14 protein-coding genes are annotated in these 14,271 nt (G+C 60.3%); 12 read left to right on the top strand and 2 right to left on the bottom strand.

Annotated features, from left to right (window positions below):
- Positions 1-7: 7 nt before the first annotated feature.
- Together FYJ43_RS08885 and roxP are read right to left on the bottom strand one after the other, a co-directional pair.
- Positions 8-1,192, bottom strand: a complete 1,185-nt coding sequence (locus FYJ43_RS08885; RefSeq protein WP_154564463.1) for an isochorismate synthase — start codon at positions 1,190-1,192, stop codon at positions 8-10.
- Positions 1,193-1,385: 193 nt separating this feature from the next.
- Entirely contained in the window at positions 1,386-1,871 is a 486-nt protein-coding gene (gene roxP / locus FYJ43_RS08880; RefSeq protein WP_154564006.1) for an oxygenase RoxP, read from the bottom strand.
- A 267-nt stretch (positions 1,872-2,138) separates the two neighbouring features.
- Between roxP and FYJ43_RS08875 the strand changes: the two genes are divergently transcribed.
- From FYJ43_RS08875 to nuoK, 12 genes are all read left to right on the top strand, one after another.
- Positions 2,139-3,401 carry a geranylgeranyl reductase family protein gene (locus tag FYJ43_RS08875; protein WP_326833512.1) on the top strand — a complete coding sequence of 421 codons (1,263 nt, stop codon included), beginning with the start codon at positions 2,139-2,141 and terminating at the stop codon, positions 3,399-3,401.
- A gap of 99 nt (positions 3,402-3,500) precedes the next feature.
- Positions 3,501-3,884: an NADH-quinone oxidoreductase subunit A gene (locus FYJ43_RS08870; protein WP_154564004.1), complete on the top strand. Its 384-nt coding sequence runs from the start codon at positions 3,501-3,503 to the stop codon at positions 3,882-3,884.
- Positions 3,885-3,979: 95 nt separating this feature from the next.
- Positions 3,980-4,537, top strand: coding sequence for a NuoB/complex I 20 kDa subunit family protein (locus FYJ43_RS08865; protein WP_154564002.1), 558 nt, complete (start codon positions 3,980-3,982; stop codon positions 4,535-4,537).
- Entirely contained in the window at positions 4,534-5,358 is an 825-nt protein-coding gene (locus FYJ43_RS08860) for an NADH-quinone oxidoreductase subunit C (RefSeq protein ID WP_154564000.1), read from the top strand. The genes FYJ43_RS08865 and FYJ43_RS08860 overlap by 4 nt, the downstream gene beginning before the upstream one ends.
- Positions 5,358-6,659: an NADH-quinone oxidoreductase subunit D gene (locus FYJ43_RS08855; protein ID WP_154563998.1), complete on the top strand. Its 1,302-nt coding sequence runs from the start codon at positions 5,358-5,360 to the stop codon at positions 6,657-6,659. The genes FYJ43_RS08860 and FYJ43_RS08855 overlap by 1 nt, the downstream gene beginning before the upstream one ends.
- A complete protein-coding gene (gene nuoE / locus FYJ43_RS08850) occupies positions 6,656-7,441 on the top strand; it encodes an NADH-quinone oxidoreductase subunit NuoE (protein ID WP_154563996.1) in 786 nt (261 codons plus the stop codon). The genes FYJ43_RS08855 and nuoE overlap by 4 nt, the downstream gene beginning before the upstream one ends.
- Positions 7,438-8,772, top strand: coding sequence for an NADH-quinone oxidoreductase subunit NuoF (nuoF, locus tag FYJ43_RS08845; RefSeq protein WP_326833511.1), 1,335 nt, complete (start codon positions 7,438-7,440; stop codon positions 8,770-8,772). Before nuoE ends, nuoF begins: the two co-directional genes overlap by 4 nt.
- A complete protein-coding gene (locus tag FYJ43_RS08840) occupies positions 8,769-11,207 on the top strand; it encodes an NADH-quinone oxidoreductase subunit G (RefSeq protein ID WP_154563994.1) in 2,439 nt (812 codons plus the stop codon). Before nuoF ends, FYJ43_RS08840 begins: the two co-directional genes overlap by 4 nt.
- On the top strand, positions 11,204-12,526 hold the full coding sequence (gene nuoH / locus FYJ43_RS08835; RefSeq protein WP_154563992.1) for an NADH-quinone oxidoreductase subunit NuoH: 1,323 nt from the start codon (positions 11,204-11,206) through the stop codon (positions 12,524-12,526). The genes FYJ43_RS08840 and nuoH overlap by 4 nt, the downstream gene beginning before the upstream one ends.
- Positions 12,526-13,122 (top strand): NADH-quinone oxidoreductase subunit NuoI, encoded by a 597-nt coding sequence (gene nuoI / locus FYJ43_RS08830; protein ID WP_154563990.1) that lies wholly within the window; start codon positions 12,526-12,528, stop codon positions 13,120-13,122. Before nuoH ends, nuoI begins: the two co-directional genes overlap by 1 nt.
- Entirely contained in the window at positions 13,119-13,973 is an 855-nt protein-coding gene (locus FYJ43_RS08825; RefSeq protein ID WP_154563988.1) for an NADH-quinone oxidoreductase subunit J, read from the top strand. Before nuoI ends, FYJ43_RS08825 begins: the two co-directional genes overlap by 4 nt.
- Positions 13,970-14,269: an NADH-quinone oxidoreductase subunit NuoK gene (nuoK, locus tag FYJ43_RS08820; protein WP_154563986.1), complete on the top strand. Its 300-nt coding sequence runs from the start codon at positions 13,970-13,972 to the stop codon at positions 14,267-14,269. Before FYJ43_RS08825 ends, nuoK begins: the two co-directional genes overlap by 4 nt.
- Positions 14,270-14,271: the final 2 nt, after the last annotated feature.

The raw sequence follows: 14,271 nt of genomic DNA, 5'->3' as shown, positions 1-14,271 counted from the left end.
CCGCGCGCTATGCGACGCCTCGACAGACGTCGACGGGAAAGAGATCCTGTAGCACATCAATGCGACGCTCCGCCTCGGTCGACAACATGTCCGCGTCGTCGTCGCGGCCGATGGGATGCCCCGAGAAGACATGCACAAGGGACGGATCGGTGGCGTCGATTTGGCCGCCACGACAGTCCGTAACCCACTGGCCATTGCCCAAGGAATCGACCCAGCCAGTGGGGCCGGAAACACGGCCACGGTCGACGTGCTCCACTTCAGCCAGCACAGACGTGGCGCGATGCGGCGGCAGCCCGGTGACGAAGGCCGGTGGGCACAGGGCATCCACAAGAGCCAGACACGATCCTTGGTCGGGGGAGTGAATACCAGTGACATCGGTAACCAGGTAGGTTGAGGCGTCACTATAGACGCACCCTGGACAGTCGGGAACGTGAACCGTGTCACAGAACTGCTCAAGACGCTTGCAGGTCTGCTCGACGATCTCGTCATGGTGGGCTGCTAGTGGTCCTCTGCCCTGAAGTGCAGATAGCAGTGTCTGATGGTTGACGTCGGTAGCGGGTGAATGGGTCATGACCCGAGACGTAATTAACGACTTGCTCACTCCGACGGTGAGCTTCGACGTGGTGCCGACAGATCCTTCAACAAGGTAGGTGTACGCGTTCGGGAATTGATGACGCAGGGTTTCGACGATCCAGCGGGGGTCGATAGGGGAGGCTGCTTTGGCCTCAAAATCACGCATAAGGACGATTTGGTCAAGGCTGCCCGGCGACATGATGTCTTGGACGAGTCGGGCCACCTCACGCCAACCTCGCTCAGTGACGACCCCATCGCGCAGTGTTACGGATGCCGGCGGTCGGGGCGCACTCTGTTGACGAGGAGCATCGTTGGTAATGCTGTCCCAAGAAAGTTGGGTGAGCCACGAATAGCCAGGCCAGCGTCCAATGATCGTTTGGGGAAGGATCATCACCGACCGTGACGACGACCTATCTGGATCAAACGTGAAAGATCCGAATGCGACCGGGCCGGTGGCCTCGGCGCCAGGCATCTCGGTCTCATGTTCAAGATCGTCGCACAGCGCCTCCCACCACACGTCGGCGGCTACCGGGGAATCCGTCTCGAATCGCGTGATCTCGCCGAGCCCAACCATGCCGTAGTTGCGGTGTAAAAAACACACCGAATCGTTTGGCGTCATGTACTTTTCGAGTGGACCAGGGTCCGGGATCGAGATGGTACGGGCGCGCAAGCGGGTTGAACCTGGGTCAAGGATCACGGTGGCAGGATAACTGAGAGACGTCCACATGGGCAGTGCCGTCTCATTGCTGTGAGAGGCGGCAGGGGCCGACAGCTGCCGCACGAGGGTGGTCTGCGGCACTGCCCATGATGACTCAGTTCTTGGCGGGATCTACCGTGAATGGTGCGACGCCGACCTTGGAGAGGCGCTCCCGGTTGCCGTCAACGTAGTGCGGGTAGGCGCAGTAGCCCAAGGTGCGGTAGGTAGTGCGCTGGCTGCCGTGGTAGTTGAAGGTGGCTGCCGCAGACCCGACGTGGAAGGTCGCGGTGCCACGGCCTGTGCCGCCGATGAGCGTTGACTCGTCGAAGGTTCCTGCCCACACCTGATGGCCTTGGTCGTCAAGGATGCGAGCCACGATGGATTCCTGATGACCGTCGCTGCTGACGCATGGTGCGCTCGGGGTGACCTTGACGGTGAGAGGGGTGGTTACAGCAAATGGTCCCGTGTGCTGTGAGATGTCCGTTACAGAAACCTGTGGTTCGGGGGAAAGGTGGTTGGTATTTATGGGGGTGACGGTCCCGGGTATTCCGAACGTCATGGCTGATGCCGCCGCAATACTGGCAGCAATCTGAATGAGCATGATGATCTCCTGATATGTCGTACGTATGATTAATTGTGAAAAACATTTAAGTTTTTCGCCGGGAGCGTAGCACTGCATAGTGTCATCGACGGATTGTGTCAGTGAATTACGGAAACATCGGACGTTATGGGGTCCCAGGTGGCTCGCCCGTTGGCGTCGTAAACCTGATGCGCTGGCATGCTTATTGTTGGCAACCCCCTAGACTCCCCCTTGCAGGCCGTCGGGGTTCCGGCGTCACATGTCATTGTTCATAAGGAGGGGCCGCGCGTGACGAGTCAGATAGAGTCCGACGTCGTCGTCGTCGGTGCTGGGCCTGGTGGTTCAGCGACTGCTACGCATCTTGCGCACCGGGGACTGCACGTCATACTGCTCGAGAAGGCGACCTTTCCCCGCGACAAGGTCTGTGGTGATGGCTTGACTCCGCGCGCCGTCAAGCAACTCATTCGGTTGGGGATCGACGTGTCCGAAGACGCCGGGTGGAAGCACACGCAGGGATTGCGAATCCACGGTGGGCGGATCGCCCCATTCAACCTTCCGTGGCCCGAGCTGGCTGATTTCCCCAATTTCGGTATGGTGTGCCGACGCTCGGTTCTCGACGAGAGGCTGGCCCGTCACGCCGCGTCACAGGGAGTCACCCTCGTGGAGGGGGCCAATGTCACCGATCCGATTCTGGCCCCTAATGGTCGTATTCGTGGTGTCCGAACCTCTGAGGGCACCGAGTATTCCGCACCCGTTGTCGTCGCCGCCGATGGCAACTCTTCCCGTCTCGGTTTAGCAATGGGCTTACACAAGCGTGACGATCGCCCTATGGGTGTGGCGGTACGCGCGTATTACCGTTCTGTGTTGTCTGAATCGGACAATTTGGAGAGCTGGCTCGAATTATGGGATGGCACCCCGCAAAAATCGGATCTTTTACCTGGGTATGGCTGGGCTTTTCCCGAAGGAGACGGGACGGTCAATATTGGTCTGGGAATGCTTAACTCCTCGGCCGCTTTCGGTCACACTGATTACCGCTCGCTGATGAAGCGGTGGTTGTCTCATCTGCCCGCTGAGTGGACTCTCGACGACGATCACCGGGAGGGGCCGATCCGCGGTGCCGCCTTGCCAATGGCGTTTAATCGTCAACCTCATTACCGCGACGGTCTGCTCTTAGTAGGTGACGCCGGTGGCATGGTCAACCCCTTCAATGGTGAGGGTATCGACTACGCCATGGAGGCTGGTGAGCTGGCGGCTGACGCGATTGCCGAGGCACATTATCGCGGTCACCAGACGTCGGCTTCCGAGAAGGCGCTGCAGGGGTACCCGCGGGCTCTCCAGCGCCACTTTGGTGGTTACTACCGGCTTGGCACGATCTTCGTGCGGCTCATTGGTGATCCGCGCGTCATGAAGATCTGCACGACGTACGGGCTTCCGCGCCGTCGACTCATGATGTTCGTCAACAAATTGCTGGCAAACCTCACTGATTCCCGGGCAGGAGACGTCGATGATCGTATTATCAACATTCTGACGAGGATTACCCCGTCGGTCTGATCTCATGGCCTGTAACGAAGCGCACATCAGGGCAGCAGGCCTGAAGTTAGGTAACCCGAAGTACCGGGATGTCAGACCAGAGTCGTATGGTCTGAGCGAATGGTGCTGACCAAAGGTGGTGAGATGAACGGATACGCTCCCCTTGTGGGGATGGTCATCCTCGGCGCGGTCTTCGTGCTGGCGACGATCGCAGTTAACGTCCTTCTTGCGGTAAAGCGGCCCAACCGCTCCAAGCATGAAATCTACGAGTGCGGTATTGAACCGACTCCACAGCCTGCAGGCGGCGGAAAATTCCCTGTCAAGTTCTTTGTTGTTGCGATGCTTTACATCGTGTTCGACATCGACATCATGTTCCTCTACCCGTGGGCGGTTGACTTTAACCACCTCGGCGTTTTTGCGCTGGTAGAGATGGTGCTGTTCGTGGCGATGGTATTCGTCCCGTACCTCTACATCCGTCGCCGCGGCGGCCTAGATTGGACTTGATGTTCCCGCGCGGCCTGAGGGTCGCGTGCAGCAATATGTTGAGTGGCTCGAACGTCACGTCGCTCAACGCTTAAGAAAAGAAAGGACGCGCGAGAATGGCTGAGTACGACGCTGACGTCCCAGCTGGCATCGTGATGACCTCAATGGAGGCCATCGTCGGATGGCTCCGCAAGACCTCATTCTGGCCGCTGACCATGGGCCTAGCCTGCTGCGCCATTGAGATGATTTCTTATGGTGGCCCCCGCGCCGACGCCGCGCGCTGGGGCCACGAGGTTTTCCGTGCCTCTCCCCGTCAGGCCGATCTCATGATTGTCTCGGGCCGGGTGAGCCAGAAGATGGCTCCGGTGGTCCGTCAGCTATACGACCAAATGCCGGAACCCAAGTGGGTTATCTCGATGGGTGCGTGCGCCTCGTCAGGTGGCATCTTCAACAATTACGCGGTCATTCAGGGTTGCGACCATATCGTTCCGGTGGACGTCTATCTGCCAGGCTGTCCGCCCAGCCCCGACATGCTCATCGACGCCGTCTTTAAGATTCGTGAGCAGATCCAGCATTGGCCGCTCATGGGCCACATGTCCGAGGTTGAGGCAGCCAAGGAGAAGCGCGCCCTTGAAGCTAAGACCACCCTCGAGCAGAAGGGGCTCATGCGATGAGTGACAAGCCGACCCCGAGCGGCGCTGCTGGCGGCTCAGATTCCGGAGACCGCATTCCTGACGGTCGTAACTTCCTCGATTCGAGCAAGCCCGATCAGGTTCACACCCCAGCGCAGGGTCGCGAGTGGGCAGATCGTCGCATTGATACTCGCAAGGGCATGTGGGGGGCGACGTCCGGCCCTGGTGATACCTCTGGTTATGGCGGTATCGTCCGCACGGTTGAGATTGCTGGCAGCTCTGAACGTCCCTACGGCGGATGGTTCGACGAGGTTGCCGATCGCATGGAAGAACTTGTCCCGGACTTTTCTGATGGCTTAACCGTGGTTGATCGCGGGGAAATTACGTTCTTCGTCCGCCCTGAGAAGCTCCTCGAACTCGTCAAGGTGCTGCGCGACGACGAGGCCCTGCGCTTCGAGAGCTGTTCGTGTTTGACCTGCGTGCACTATCCGAAGATGGCCGGTCGCGAAATGCACGTCGTGTATGACCTTCTGTCGATGACACATAATCGACGCATTCGCCTCGAGGTCGCTCTGGCTGATCCTGGCCAGGAGGACGTCGCCCGTACCGGACGCAGCGACATCGAGTCCCTCCCTCACGTGCCAAGCATCGTTTCGGTTTACCCGCACGCGGACTTCCAGGAACGCGAGGCGTGGGACATGTTTGGGGTTATTTTCGACGGCCATCCGGCCCTTACCCGCATCCTCATGCCTGATGACTGGGTTGGCCACCCGCAGCGCAAGGACTACCCACTCGGTGGCATCCCGATTGAGTACAAAGGTGCCGTCGTACCACCGCCGGACCAGCGCAGGAGCTACAACTGATGAGCGAGAACCACGAGTACTTGTCCCAGGGCGGTGACTGGGCCCAGATCGTTGATGAGGCCGCCGAGCGAGGCGACGAAACTGTCGTCGTGAACTTTGGGCCGTCCCACCCGTCCACCCACGGCGTGATGAGGCTCATCATTGAGCTTGACGGTGAGTCTGTGACCGACCTGCGCGTCGGAATCGGCTTCCTCCATACCGGCATCGAAAAGAACATGGAGTTCCGCACTTGGACTCAGGGCGTTACCTTCATGACGCGGTGCAATTACGTCGCGAACTTCTTTAACGAGTTGGTGTACTGCCTAGCCGTCGAGAAGCTGCTTGGCATCACCGACGACGTCCCCGAGCGTGCCCGAGTGCTTCGGGTCATGATTACCGAGCTGAACCGTATTTCCTCCCACCTCATTGCGGTTGGTACTGGCGGTCTAGAGCTTGGTGCTTCCTCAGTGGCCGAGGTTGGCTTGAGGGAGCGCGAGATTATCTTGGAGTTCAACCAAGCCGTTACTGGCTTGCGCATGAATAACGCGTGGATCCGTCCCGGTGGCGTCGCAACGGACCTTCCCGAGACCGGCCTGGATCAACTGCGTGACCTCATCAAGCGGATGGAGAAGTACCTTCCCGAGATCGGCCAGTTCTGCAACGAGAACCCGATCTTCAAGGCCCGCACCAAGAACATCGGTTACGCCGACTTGTCGACGTGTATGGCCCTGGGAGTCACCGGCCCTGCGCTGCGCGCCACCGGCTTGCCATGGGACCTTCGCAAGACCCAGCCCTACTGCGACTACGACACGTATGACTTCGACGTCGCCACGTGGGATACCTGTGACTGCTACGGGCGATTCCGCATCCGCCTCGAAGAGATGGACCAGTCGGTACGCATCCTTAAGCAGTGCCTCAAGCGCCTTGAAGACACTCAGGGCGATCGTCATATGGTTGAGGATCCGCATATCGCTTGGCCAGCTGAACTGGCTCTAGGCCCCGACGGTCAGGGCAACTCCAACGAGCACATCCGTCACATTATGGGCGAGTCGATGGAGGCCCTTATCCATCACTTTAAGATCGTCACCGAAGGATTCCGGGTGCCTGCCGGTCAGGTGTACCAGGCTATTGAGGGTGCCGGCGGTGAGCTCGGTTGTCACCTTGTCTCTGACGGTGGCGTCCGGCCCTACCGGTCCCACTTGCGTGATCCTGGATTTATTAACGTGCAGTCTCTGCCCGCCATGTGTGAGGGCGGAATGCTTTCCGACGTGGTGCCGTCTTTGGCATCCCTGGACCCTGTTATGGGAGGAGTTGACCGATGAGCGATCGCGAACCCGTCAATCTGGGATACCCCTACGTCGAGTCGTTCCACTCAGACTTCTCAGGCACCGGTGGAGTCGACCAAACCGACCGTTCCACCAATATCGACGAGCACACCATTGAGGAAATGCGCCAGATTGCCTCGCGCTACCCCGATCCGCGCTCAGCTTTGTTGCCGATCCTGCACCTGGTGCAGTCGGTGGACGGACGCGTTTCCCCGGTCGGCATCGAGACCGCAGCCGAAGTGCTCGGTATTACGACTGCCCAAGTCTCTGGGGTAGCGACGTTCTACACCATGTACAAGAAGCATCCCGCCGGTCAACATCACATCGGTGTCTGTACCACGGCGCTCTGTGCGGTCATGGGCGGCGAAGAAGTGCTCGCCCGCGTCGAGCAAAAGCTTGGCATTAAGGAGGGGGAGACGACCCCTGACGGCAAGTTCTCCCTTGAGCGTGTCGAATGCAACGCCGCCTGCGATTTCGCGCCGATCATGATGGTCAACTGGGAATATATGGACAACATGACCCCGTTGCGCGCCGAAGAAATCCTGGACGCCTTGGCCCGCGACGAAGAGGTTCATTCCACCCGTGGAGCGAAGATCACCAGTTGGCGTGAGGCCGAGCGGGTGCTCGCTGGCTTTCCTGACGGGCGGGCCGATGAGGGCCCCAGTGCCGGTGAAGCGTCGCTTCGAGGCGTTCGACTAGCGAAGCAGAATGGCTGGACGGCGCCAGACCCCAATAGCGTGCCCGCTCCTGCTGAGCCTGTGGAGGAGGAGAAGAAGTGACCGATCCACTGACGCCGGTTCTGTCGGCCAACTGGGACGACGAGCGTAGCTGGAAGCTGCTCAACTATGAGCGCCTGGGCGGATACACCGGTCTTCGGAATGCTTTGGCGATGCAGCCCGATGACGTCGTCACACTGGTTAAAGACGCTAACCTGCGTGGTCGTGGTGGTGCCGGATTCCCTACTGGCACGAAGTGGTCTTTTGTGCCAAAGGACAACCCCAACCCGACCTACTTGGTTGTCAACGGTGATGAGTCCGAGCCAGGCACATGCAAAGACATGCCGCTCATGATGGCCTCGCCGCACACTCTCGTCGAAGGTGTCATCATCGCTTCCTACGCCATTAAGGCGAAAATGGCCTTCATCTATATTCGCGGTGAAGTACTGCACGTGATCCGTCGCGTGCAGCAGGCCGTACGGGAGGCATACTCGGCTGGCTACATCGGCAAGAACATCCTCGGCTCTGGCTACGACCTTGACGTCGTCGTCCATGCGGGTGCTGGTGCCTATATCTGTGGCGAAGAGACGGCTCTGCTGGATTCCTTGGAGGGACGCCGTGGCCAGCCTCGTTTGCGCCCGCCCTTCCCGGCTGTTGCGGGTCTGTATGCCAGCCCGACGGTCATCAATAACGTCGAGTCGATTTCAACGGTGCCGTCGATCCTGCGTAATGGCAAGGAATGGTTCAAGTCGATGGGGACCGAGAAATCCGACGGCTTCACCATTTACTCGTTGTCCGGGCATGTGGCTCACCCAGGGCAATATGAGGCGCCGATGGGCATTACCCTGCGCCAGCTCCTCGATATCTCCGGTGGCATGCGACAGGGCCATGAGCTGAAGTTCTTCACTCCTGGTGGGTCCTCAACTCCCATTCTGACCAAGGATGATATTGACCTCTCACTCGATTACGAGGGGATGGCCGGAGCCAAGACGATGCTCGGTACCAAGGCCCTGCAGTGCTTCGACGAGACGACTTCGGTGGTCCGTGTCACGTTGCGGTGGCTGGAGTTCTATAAGCACGAGTCCTGTGGCAAATGCACGCCATGTCGTGAAGGCACGTGGTGGGCTGTCCAGATGTTGCGTCGCATTGAGGCTGGCGAGGGCCAGGAGGGTGACGTCGACAAGCTCATGGACATCGCTGACAACATCGGTGGCCGTTCATTCTGCGCTCTGGCAGACGGCGCCGTCGGTTGCTTGCGGGGGGCCATCGGCCACTTCCGCGACGAGTTCGAAGCTGGATGCCGGGGCATTCCCGCGTGGCAATACCTGCCCTATGAGCGCAGCTCGATCTTCAACGATGCCGATCGCCGAGTCCTGGAGGGGGCAGGGGCATGAGCGAAAACAAGCCCGTCGAACTTGTGACGTGCACTATCGACGGTCAGCAGGTGAGCGTACCTAAGGGAACCCTCATTATTCGCGCTGCCGAATCCATTGGCACCGCCATTCCGAGGTTCTGCGATCATCCACTGCTTGACCCCGCTGGTGCGTGCCGCGAATGTCTTGTCGAGATCCCAGATGCCGGTAACGGTCGTGGGTTCCCCAAGCCGCAGCCGTCGTGCACTATGCCGGTGGCCGAGGGGATGATCGTCAAGACCCAGGTCAGCTCCGAGATGGCCCGCAAGGCCCAAGAGGGAATGCTGGAGTTCCTCCTCATTAATCACCCGCTGGACTGCCCGATCTGCGACAAGGGCGGCGAGTGCCCCTTGCAGAACCAGGCGATGGCCAATGGGCGTGGCGAGTCTCGCTACGGCGGGGTCAAGCGCACCTATCCCAAGCCGATCAACATTTCGGCTCAGGTGCTACTGGACCGCGAACGGTGCGTGCTGTGCCAACGTTGTACGCGGTTCGCTGACCAGATCGCCGGTGACCCCTTTATTAACTTGCAGGAGCGCGGTGCCGTTTCCCAGATCGGTGCATACGCAGGAGACGACTTCAACTCCTACTTCTCCGGGAACGTCATCCAGATCTGCCCAGTGGGAGCCCTCACCAGCTCCGAATACCGGTTCCGCTCCCGTCCCTTCGATCTGGTCTCGACGGTCACGACATGTGAGCACTGCGCAGCCGGTTGCCAGCTGCGTACCGACCACCGTCACTACGAGGTCAAGCGTCGCAACGCTGGCAATCTGCCCGACGTCAATGAGGAATGGAACTGCGACAAGGGTCGCTTTGCATTCCGTTATGGCCGGGGTGACGACCGAGTCACGACTCCGCTGGTACGCCGCAATGGTGTGTTGGAACCGGCGTCATGGACCGAAGCTCTGCAGACGGCCGCTGCTGGCCTGACGAAGGCTGGCACGAATGTCGGCGTCCTGACTGGTGGACGACTCCCCGTGGAGACGTGCCTGTCGTGGTCGCGGTTCGCCCGCGTCGTTCTCGGCACGAACAATGTTGACTTCCGTTCCCGTCCCCACTCGGGTGAGGAGGCCGCCTACCTGGCTGCACGGGTGGCTGGACGAAGCCTTGAGGAGTCCGTCACCTACGCCGATCTTGAGGCGGCTTCACGGGTTGTCCTCGTCGACCTGGAACCCGAAGACGAGTGCCCGATGATCTTCCTGCGCCTGCGCAAGGCATGGCGCCGTCACAAGGTGGCGATCACCGCAGTTGGAACCCACCTGTCCAATGGTTCAGCGAAGATGGGAGCCGAGCTCGCGCGCTGCCTGCCCGGGCAAGAGCCCGAGGCAATTGCTCAGCTGGTTGCTGACGGCACCATCGGAGAGGGAACCATCGTCCTGGTAGGGGAGCGGGCCGCAACCCGGCCCGGCACGCTGTCCGCTATCAACGCCCTTGATCCGGCGGTGCGAGTGGCTTGGGTGCCGCGCAGGGCTGGCGAGATTGGTGCTATTGAAGCTGGCCTGTTGCCCCAGCTGCTGCCCGGCGGACGCCTCGTTGACGACGCCAAGGCCCGTGTTGATATCGCGGCCGCGTGGGGAGTCACTAACCTGCCGACTCAGCCTGGTCTCGACACCGCTGGAATGTTGGCTGCTGCCCAAGCCGGGAAACTCGATGCGTTGGTCGTCTCCGGCGTGGAACTGGCCGATATGCCTGACCCGGCTGGAGCCCGCGAGGCCGTCGAGAATTGCGGATTCGTTGTTTCCGTTGAGCAGCGTTTTTCCGAGGTCGCGGCGCGAGCCGACGTCGTCTTGCCGGTGTGCCTGCTGGAGGAAACGTCCGGCACCTTCCTTGACTGGGAGCATCGCCCTGGTCGAGTCAGGGTGGTGAACAAGCAGCCCGCGACTCCCATGAACGAGATCCGCGTCATCGACGCGCTGAGCGCCCAGATGGGCTCGACCTCCGGCCTTGCGACAGTGGCGCAGGCTCACAAAGCCTGGCAGGACTTGGGGCAGTGGCAGGGTGATCGCCCGACGATGGAGCCGACCTCCCCGCTCACTCCACAAACCCCCATGGTTGAAGCTGGCTCAGTTGGCCGAGTGCTGGAAACCTGGCGGCAGTTGTTGGAGGGCTCAGCGAGCCTGACTGGGGCGGACGCTCTGATTGCCACCGCCCCCGCGCCGGTGGCCGTCATCGACCCGGTCACGGCTCAGCAACTAGGCGTGAGCAATGGACAGCTCATTGACGTCTCTGGGCCCCTTAGTTTGCGACTTCCGGTCAAGATCGACGCGACGATGACGGCTGAAGCTGTGTGGATCCCGTCACTGCGTGGTGATTCCACTGCCCCGCAGGGCCGCACCACCGTCCCCGACGCTCCCGGAACCGTAGTTTCGTTGCGTGCCGTTGAACCCGATACTTCCCGAGAGGCAGGTGTGGCATGAGTCCCCTTGAGGCCACCATCGACCCGGTGTGGCTCATCATCATCAAGGTCGTCATCCTCTTCGTGATCCTGCTGGCCTGGACCATCTTCAACGTGTGGTTCGAGCGTCGTGTGCTGGCTAAGATGCAGAACCGCATCGGCCCGATCATGAACTCGGCGTGGGCTGGCGGTGTGTTCCAGGCTGTTGGTGACGGCCTGAAGCTCATTTTCAAGGAGATGCTCACCCCGAAGGGTGCCGACAAGATCGTCTTTAACCTGGCACCGGTCATTGCGGGCATCGCCTGCTTCGCGTCCTGGTCTGTGATCCCGCTCGGTGGTGAAGTGTCGATTTTCGGCCACACCACCAGACTTCAGATCACCGACGTGCCGGTCGCCGTGCTCTTCATCCTTGCGGTGGCGTCCATCGGCATCTATGGCGTCGTGCTGGCCGGTTGGTCATCGGCTGGTACATACTCCCTGCTCGGTTCGCTTCGCTCTAGCGCCCAGATGATCTCCTACGAGGTCGCGATGGGCCTGTCTCTGGTGACAGTGTTCATTTTCTCCGGGTCGATGTCGACGTCACAGATCGTCGAGTCGCAGGCTGGCCACCTCGTTGTCGGTGGATTTGACACTCATATTGCAGGTCATTATTGGCTACTGCTGATCCCGAGTTTCGTCATTTATGTCATCACGATGTTCGGTGAGTCGAACCGCCTGCCTTTTGACCTGCCGGAGTGTGAGTCGGAACTCGTGAGTGGCTATATCACTGAGTATTCAGGCTTCCCCTACGGCATGTACTTCCTGGCGGAGTACATCAACATGGCTACCCTGTCGGCAGTATGCACCACCCTCTTCTTGGGCGGTTACCGCGCTCCATGGCCGCTGAACTATTTCGGCGTCATTGATTCGGGCTGGTGGGGTCTGCTGTGGTTCTTCCTCAAGACCCAGTTCGTCATCTTCTTCTTCGTGTGGGTGCGTGCCGCGATCCCGAGGTTCCGATACGACCACTTCATGGATTTGGGCTGGAAGGTCCTTATCCCGGTGTCGCTCGGCTGGGTTCTGCTCGTCGCTGCGTGGCGCACGATTCTCAACCAAGGCTGGGGTCGTAACCCCGTGTTCATGGTGATCGTCGGCGTCATCGTTGTTGCCCTGCTCGTATGGGCATTCGCGGGCGGTAAGGACGATTCCGTGGACAAGGGAGCTCCAGACGAGCCCTTTGATGCCTTTGCCGGTGGCTATCCGGTACCGCCATTGCCACATCAGGTGCAAGCCCCATTAGCGGGGGCCACAACGGCCACCACGGTGGCTCGACGAGACCACGACGAGAACGGAGGTCTGTGATGGGAGCCTGGTCAGGATTCGGGATCACCTTCGAGACGATGTTCCGCAAGCCGTTCACCCAGGGATATCCGGAGAAGGGCAAAGAAAAGCCGATGCCGCCGCGCATGCACGGCCGTCACCAGCTCAACCGCTGGCCCGATGGACTAGAGAAGTGCGTGGGCTGCGAGCTGTGCGCGTGGGCCTGCCCGGCTGATGCCATCTACGTCGAGGGTGCCGACAACACCGACGAGGAGCGTTACTCGCCCGGTGAGCGATACGGTCGCGTCTACGAGATCAACTACCTGCGGTGCATTCTGTGCGGAATGTGCATTGAGGCTTGCCCGACTCGTGCCCTGACGATGACCAACGACTTCAAGTTGGCCGACACCACTCGCGCCAAGCACATCTGGACTAAAGATGAGCTGTTGGCCCCTCTCAAGGAGGGCATGGAGCAGCCGCCGCATCCGCGCCGACTCGGTGACGACGAGGACGACTACTTCAACGGTCTGCCGCCTTCCGGTCAGGACGATGTGCGGACCGGCCCAGTACAGGGTGACACCGCCCACCCAGGCGATGACACGACGACCCATCACACAGACGAGGAGGCTGCCCGATGACCCCGGGACTTCCCTTGCTCGTCACTCTTGCGCCCATGGTGACGGCATCACAGTGGGCGTTCTGGCTGTTGGCGCCGATTATGGTGCTCGCAGCTCTGGTGATGGTGTTCGCCAAGAAGCCAGTCCATTCGGCCTTGTCGTTGGCTGTGGTCATGATCTGTCTGGCTGTTCAATACGCCAGCCAAGAAGCGCCCTTCTTGTTTGTGGTGCAGATCATCGTCTACACCGGCGCCATCCTGATGCTCTTCCTGTTCGTCGTCATGCTGGTCGGCGTCGATTCCACCGATTCCCTCAAAGAGACTCTCAAAGGTCACAAGGTGGCGGCTATTATCGCCGCCCTGGCCTTTCTTGCACTGCTCATCCTCGCCGTCGGTAACGCGGTGACGACGGGCGTGATCGGCACCGATCAGCCGGTGGGCTTGACGCAGGCCAACGCGGCTGGCGGGGATAACGTCAAGTCGCTTGCCGAGTTGGTGTTCACTAAGTATGTCATCGTCTTTGAGGCGACCTCGGCCTTGCTCATTACTGCTGCCGTCGGCACCATGGTGCTGGCCCATGGCGAGGCCGACGAGAAGAAGAGCCAGCGCGAGCGTGTGGCAGACCGTATGGCCGCTTACGCTAAGCATGGCTCCCACCCCGGTGTTCGTCCCAATTCCGGTGTTTACGCCCGCACGAACCAGATCGGCGCACCGGCCCTGTTGCCTGACGGCACAGTGGCTCCTGATTCGATCTCGGGCACCTTGGCGACCCGCGGCGCCATCATCGACGCCGGTGAGCTGAAGGCTCCGACACATCGGGCGTTTGCGTCGATTAGTGCCGCCCGCCACGAGGTCCAAGGAGAACTCGAATGAATCCGAATGACTACCTGGTGCTCTCGGCGATCTTGTTCGCTATCGGCATCTTGGGTTTCCTCACGAGGCGTAATGCGTTGGTGGCATTTATGTCGGTGGAGTTGATGCTCAATGCCGCGAATTTGGCGCTGGTGACCTTCTCCCATGTGCACGGCGGTCTTGACGGCCAGGTCGGAGCCTTCTTCGTGATGATCGTGGCGGCTGCTGAGGTTGTCGTCGGTTTGGCGATCATCGTCACCATTTTCCGTTCCCGTCGCACCACTTCGGTGGACGACACCAACCTGTTGAAGTTCTGAGG

This window comes from Cutibacterium porci, from assembly GCF_009696315.1.
In the GTDB taxonomy this organism is placed as follows: Bacteria; Actinomycetota; Actinomycetes; order Propionibacteriales; family Propionibacteriaceae; genus Cutibacterium; species Cutibacterium porci.
This window is presented reverse-complemented; position numbering and strand designations above follow the sequence as displayed.